This window comes from Allorhizocola rhizosphaerae, from assembly GCF_003426775.1.
GTDB lineage: Bacteria > Actinomycetota > Actinomycetes > Mycobacteriales > Micromonosporaceae > Allorhizocola > Allorhizocola rhizosphaerae.
This window is the reverse complement of record NZ_QJUG01000339.1, coordinates 1-6,618: the sequence shown is the minus strand read 5'-3', so window position 1 is coordinate 6,618 and position 6,618 is coordinate 1. Positions and strand designations below refer to the sequence as shown.

Annotated in this window: 4 protein-coding genes; 1 reads left to right on the top strand and 3 read right to left on the bottom strand. The window is 57.6% G+C overall.

From position 1 onward, the window contains the following. Positions 1-537, top strand: a 537-nt coding sequence (locus tag DM816_RS39285) for an integrase core domain-containing protein (RefSeq protein ID WP_162908305.1), incomplete at its 5' end; no start/stop codon positions are given. Positions 538-579: 42 nt separating this feature from the next. On the opposite strand, the gene DM816_RS43290 is transcribed toward DM816_RS39285, so the two are convergent. Genes DM816_RS43290 through hsdR form a run of 3 tightly spaced genes read right to left on the bottom strand, consistent with a single transcriptional unit; the run spans position 580 to position 6,069 of the window. Then, positions 580-2,205, bottom strand: coding sequence for a restriction endonuclease subunit S (locus DM816_RS43290; RefSeq protein ID WP_162908304.1), 1,626 nt, complete (start codon positions 2,203-2,205; stop codon positions 580-582). Then, complete coding sequence (locus tag DM816_RS39280) at positions 2,195-3,637, bottom strand: class I SAM-dependent DNA methyltransferase (protein WP_117215557.1); 1,443 nt, start codon at positions 3,635-3,637, stop codon at positions 2,195-2,197. The genes DM816_RS43290 and DM816_RS39280 overlap by 11 nt, the downstream gene beginning before the upstream one ends. Further along, on the bottom strand, positions 3,634-6,069 hold the full coding sequence (gene hsdR / locus DM816_RS39275) for an EcoAI/FtnUII family type I restriction enzme subunit R (RefSeq protein WP_117215556.1): 2,436 nt from the start codon (positions 6,067-6,069) through the stop codon (positions 3,634-3,636). Before hsdR ends, DM816_RS39280 begins: the two co-directional genes overlap by 4 nt. Positions 6,070-6,618: the final 549 nt, after the last annotated feature.

Sequence of the window (6,618 nt, the reverse complement as noted above, 5' to 3'; positions counted from 1 at the left end):
GGACCGGCGCGGCATCAACGGCTCAAGGCACAGCGGCCCGATCACATGTGGGCGTTGGACTTTCAGGTCGACGTCACCGTCGACGGCCGGCAGGTCCGGTTCCTCAACATCATCGACGAGTACACCCGCGAAGCTCTGGCCACCACGGCGGCCCGCTCGTTCACCGCCGATGCCACCGTGGCCGTCCGGGACGGCCTGGTCGCCACGCTCGGGCGCAAACCTGCGCACATCAGGATGGACAACGGCCCGGAGCTGACCGCGCACGCCCTGGCCGACTGGTGCCGCTTCACCGGCGTCGACCCGGCCTACATCGACCCTGGCTCGCCGTGGCAGAACGGGACCTGCGAGTCGTTCAACGGCCGCTTCCGCGACGAGCTGCTGGTCTGCGAACAGTTCAACACGCTGCTGGAAGTGCAGGTCTTGGCAGAGGACTGGCGCATCGAGTACAACACCTACAGACCCCACGGCTCGCTGGGCGGCCTCACCCCCGAGGCCTTCCACCAGCAGTGGATCAAAAACCAAGAGACACTCTCATAAGCCGTGGACCAAAAACCGGGGTCCAGTCAGTACCGCGAGGGATCATGATGAAAGTTCTGTGCGTAGCCTCCGCAACAAGTCCGAAAATCGCTGGACGGTCGAAACAATTCGGTCTTGCTCGCCGCGGGGCGGAAGCGGAATGGGCGTACGCCTAATGACCCGCTGTGAAACATTCTTCATCGAACTACTAGTTCCAGTCGCCTCTCGCTCGTAATGAGCCCGCGCTGCTGAGGCCAGGTTCGCTAGATTCAAGTATCGCGAGTTACAAGTGGCTACGACAGAGAGGCGTAGGGTCTTATCACTAAGCATCAGATGGGACGGCGTGTCACCTACGACCACGCTTCGTCCAACTAGCTCGGACGTATTCGCTCGCGATATAAGGAAATCGCCAGACTGCACTTCCAAGTGTGTCCGGGGCACCTCGCCCGGCATGAGAGCCTTGTTCTCTGAAGGCTTGAACTCCCCCCACGAACACGCACTGACCTTAAGTACACCCCACTCTTCCGCTTCCTTCGGTCGGCTCTGGGCGCTTGGACTCCAGCCAGCCTCGATGCCAGTGAGGACTGACCCGAAGGCCACCCATCGCCAGCTACCCGGAAGGGTGTACGGGGCATCAATCTGATTGCCCTGGGCATCGACCAAGACAGCAGAATCAAGGGCTCCGTCATCGGATCCGGCAACGCCCTCGCCGGCGGACCCGTCGCACGGCTCGTACGTGGAGAAATGACCGCGCACGGCCAGCTCAAGGACCGCCTCTTCGAGTGCCTTGACATCGTCAGGTGTCTGAACTAGGTCCTCGAGTGCAAGCGTGGTGGTGCCTGTCTCACCGAGCTCGCGAAGGGCACAGCGGCTCAAAACCCGACGCGCTTCATTGGCTTCGGAATACTGATCAGACAGTCGATCAAGCAACGCGAATAGCTCGTCCAGGCGAGCCGCGATCTCCGCTTGCTCCGCCAACGGGGCTAGTGGAATAGCAAGCGCCTTGAGCTGTTTGCCATTGATTCCGATGTTGCCTGCTGTGGTCGCCGCAACGCTCTCGATTTGCGAGCGTACGAAGTTGGAGTTAATGACGTGCCGAAGGTAGCCGTGGGACACAACAAGCGCCCGCAAGCAGATCAATTTGTCAGGATGAAGTATGACACCTTCGACATCTGCGGGCACCTGCGACACCTTTCCCACATAATGCAGGTTCCCGTTGAAGCGGCACGCTAGAAGATCACCCGGTCGAACGGCGTACGGCGCAGCTTCATCCGGCGTCATAGCAGCGAACTTGTGGTCTGACAGCTCGACGAAGCCATCACGGCGCGAGGTGCCGGCGCTGATCCGGAGCAGCGGGAATCCTTGACCAATGTCGTTGGGGCTGGCCGAGGTGCCGTTTCTACAGTGAGCAAGAATGTCGCCCAGAGCGACGAGGCGCCAGTTATCCGGCAACAAAACGTCATACTTGGAGACTTCAAGCGCAGTCACACCGCCCTTCAACCCCAGGGAAGCCTTCTCCGCGGCGATATTCGCGAGGAGTTCTTCAACCGACTCTCCGGAAGTAGAACTAACTAGTCGACCTGACAGAGCGACATCAACCAACGCCCGTCTTACTTCCTCAATGCCGCTCGGCATCCGAACCAGGTCGTCAAGCTGTTCAATTATGCTCCGCAAGCTCTCACTGTTCATGACTCTCCAATGCCTGTCGCAGAAGGGCGCGGATCTCACTAAGTGTCTTTGACGCCGCTTCTTGCTTCTGGCGATAAGCATCTACTAAGTCAGTAAGACTCACCTGCTCACTCGAAGTTGCCCTGGGATTCTTAATGTCCAGATTGAAGTTCCTTTGTCGTATCTCCTCGATCGAAACTCGCCAGGCTCGGTCAGACTCGGTCCGGGACGTCCACCACGCCCGCTCCGGAGCGAATTCAGCTGCGGTGATTGGCTTGCTCTTGCTGTAGTTCTTCAGCCCCACAGGGAGGTCATGCTCATAGAACCAAACCTCTTTCGTGGGTTCGCCCTTTACAAAGAAGAGCAAGTTCGTAGCGATGTTCGTGTATGGGGCGAAGGCACTATTCGGTATCCGAACAACCGTGTGTAGGTTGCATTCTTCCAACAGCTCCTGCTTGATACGCGTCTTAACGCCTTCGCCGAACAGCGTGCCGTCTGGAAGCACGATGCCGGCACGACCGCCATCCTTTAGCAGCCGCATGATCAGCACGAGGAACAAATCGGCAGTCTCTCGTGTTCGGAACCGTTGTGGAAAGTTTTGCTCCACGCCGGGCTCTTCCACGCCCCCGAATGGGGGGTTCGTGATCACAACATCGACTCGATCGTCAGGACCATAGTCTCGAAGCGGCCTATTTAGGGTATTCGCTCGTCGAATCAACGTGGGAGCGTCGATTCCATGTAGGATCATGTTCGTCAGACAAAGCAGGTGAGGTAGCTGCTTCTTCTCTATGCCCCGCAGAGACGATTGAAGCAGGGTTTCGTCTTCGCCTGTCCGCACCTGCGGGCGCATGTGGTCAATTGCACTGGCCAAGAAACCGCCCGTCCCGCAAGCGGGATCCAGCACGGTCTCCCCGACCTTGGGGTCGACCATCTCAACTACAAATTGGGTCAAGGCACGCGGAGTGTAGTATTCGCCTGCGTTACCTGCACTTTGAAGATCCTTAAGCAGCTTTTCGTACAGCTCATTGAATTGATGCCTATCTGCCCGAGCATTGAAGTCAATGGTGTTAATCTTATTGATTACCTGCCGGAGCAGCGTGCCACTCTTCATATAATTGTAGGAGTCTTCGAACGCCTCTCGCACTATGAGTGTCCGAGGGTTGCTTCCGCCCGTCAGGCTCCTGAGCGCCGGAAACAGATCATTGTTGACGAAGTAGTTGAGTTCATCACCCGTGAGCCCTTCCTCGTTACCAGCCCAGGCCCGCCATTGATACTTCGCGGGTATCGCGGAGACATAGCCGTCGGCCATGACCTCAAGCTCTTGCTCGGTGTCGTCAAGGATCTTCAGGAAGATCATCCAGACGAGCTGGCTGAGGCGTTGAGCATCGCCGTCGACGCCTTGGTCCTGCCGCATAATGTCCTGAATGGACTTGATTAGCGTGGACGAAATCACAGTTTCTCCTGGTACAGCTGTCGCTCAAGGTCACGAACAACCTTGAGGTAGGTCTCTCGAGTACCGAACAGTTGGATCAGTTCCATGGGCCGCCCCATAGAACTGAAGGGCTCAACGCGCAATATGCCGAGGTCTTCGATAGGCCGAATCCCTGTCTCGACATACTTATCGAGGAGTGACTCCAAGACCAAACGCACACCGCCCTGATACTTCGCAACGAAATCGCCATTTCTTACAGCGTTAGCCCGGGTCATACGTCGAATCGGCGTGTTCCCAGAATAGATGCTAATTGCAATGTCGAACGGATCTAAATCGGGGTCCGAATGTTCCGCCAGGTCCTCCAGTGGTATGCCCAATCCCGCGAGATCGTCTAACAGGTCGGATAGCCGCACCGCTGCCGACCAGTCTGCAACGAATGCATCAATGGTCGGATACGCCTCCGTCAGGTTCTTGCGGGTAAAGGACTTGAGGTTCGTCGTTATGGGCCTGCCGTCTGAGCCGAGCATGTGCACTTGCTCACCGATGACGGTCACCGCTTGTCCGCTGACGACTATTTGCCGCCGTCGAGTTTTACGCGTCTCCGGTCGTTCGGCCCACGCGTCCATGTCGCCAGATTCGGCATCATCGCCGTCGTTGAGTTCCTCGACAGCGATACTCATGTCGCCGTCCGGCGGCAACTCGTAGACCTTTATTGGGTTACCATCAAAGTCCTCGTCCGCGAATAGGCGCGTAACGTTCTTGAAATCCATGATAACGAAGAACCACTTGTCATACTCGGTTCGAACGCGCGTTCCTCGGCCTATCATTTGTTTGAAGTCCGTCATGCTTTCGACATTTGCGTTTAGCACGATGAGCTTGCATGTTTGAGCGTCGACGCCGGTCGCCAAGAGCTTCGACGTCGTGGCAATGACCGGATAGGTCATCTCAGGGTCGATGAAGTTATCCAGCTCTTGTTTTCCCTGGGCGTCATCCCCAGTGATCTGCATGACGTAGCGTGAATCCCTGCGAACCTCATCTGCGTTGAGGTTCGCAAGGGCTCGACGCATCCGGTTGGCGTGCGGTATGTCTTCACAGAAGACAATCGTCTTTGCAAATCGGTCCGTCCGCCTGAGATACTCCGTGATCTTTTCGGCAACGGCGATATCTCGAGCGGGAAAGACGATGGAGTTGTCAATATCATTCCCGGAATAGTGCCGGTCGGGTATCAGAACACCCCGATCGTCGAGCTGTCCCCGAATCGGCCTCCACCCGAATGCATCGATGTCGAGGGCCGTGCGGATCACCTTGTAGGGTGCCAAGAAGCCGTCATCGATTCCTTGCTTTAGGGAATAGGTGTATAGCGGATCGCCGAAGTAATCGATGTTGCTGACATCCTTCGTTTCCTTCGGTGTTGCAGTCATGCCGAGCTGGATCGCCGAGCTGAAATACTCCAACACCTCACGCCAGGCGCTGTTCTCGCGGGCACTCCCGCGATGACACTCATCCACGACGACCAGGTCGAAGAAATCCGCCGAGAATTGCTTATAGATGTTGTCGACCTCATCGCTGCCAGTAACGGCCTGATATAGCGCCATGTAGAGTTCGAAACTCTTGTCAATGGCTTTGAGGCTCACCCCGTCGTTCTCGACGGGTGCAAGCCTAGTGATCGTCTTGTGTGACGTGCTGAGCTTCGCCATCCGCCCTTTGAACATGGCAAAGTCATTCATCATCGTCTGGTCGATTAGGATGTTGCGGTCAGCCAGATACAAGACGCGGGCCTGAGTCTTGGTTGAATTGATTGTCTTGAAGGCCGCCATAAATCGCCAGATGATCTGTGCGGCGGTGTATGTTTTCCCGGTACCGGTAGCCATGACAAGCAGCAGGCGGCGTTGTCCCTTGGCTATAGCCTCCATTGTCCGGTTCACAGCAATTCGCTGATAATACCTGGGCCTGCGGCCTGAGCCGTCATCGTGAAATCGGCTGGCCAGGACCGGCTCATCCTCGTCGGAGATGCCCTTCCACGACTTATACAGCGAATACAGTTCCTGCGGCGAGGGGAACTTGTCAAGAGGTATCTCGACCTCGACCTCCGGTCGCAGGCCAGTCCTATCGTGCCATACGAATGAGTCCCCATTGCTTGTGAACACCGAGGGAACGTCAAGCTGCTCTGCATATTCGATCGCCTGCTGCATCCCGTCACCCGGCTGATGGTTATTATCCTTTGCCTCAACCACGGCGATTGGCAGGTTTGGTCTCCATTCGAGAAGGTAATCCACTTTCTTCGGCTTCCGGCGGACGCCCTTCTTGCCGTTAATCTGGATACGTCCCGCGGAGAAGTAGTAGTACTCCTCACGTAGTGCCGTCAGCGGCCAGCCGGCAGCGCTCAAGGCCGGGGTGATGTACCGAGTGCGGATCTCCGCCTCGGTGAGCTGAGTCTTGTCCGGGGTGCCCACGAGCCTGATCCTACGGACCTGGCTGACATGTACCGGCCAAGGCGCTCCCGTCGTGCCTAGCATCTCGACGTACCTGGTTCTCTAGAAATCGGCCCCGGTCGACGGAGCACGAGGTTCCTGGGCCTGCTGGCCTCGTCCGCCAGCAGTCGAGGAGCAGCTGCCGTCCGTCGCTAGGGACCGCGATGGCGACGGTGTGCACATGGATGTGCCCAACGGTCCACGCTGCGGCTGGGTGGCGGCGAAGGCAGATGAAGGCGCTTGGTCCCGATGTACGGCCCTCCGGCCCAGGCAGGACACCGGCGCCGAAGAAGATAGGTCTGAACAAGGCGGTTCGGGCCTCGACGGGCAGCGCTTCGCCAGATTTGCAACCGAATATCCCGGTCAGACCCATGTTTGCCGGTCTTGCCAAGAAGGTCTGGCGAGGCTCTCCGCCAGTAGTTTGCTGCTCTCGGCGGAGTTGCCCTCGATCAGTGCGGAGATGATGACGGCCTGGCGTCCGTCCATGAGAGGTGGGTGCTGTCAACGCCGTTGTGGGTGGGTGGGTGGGTG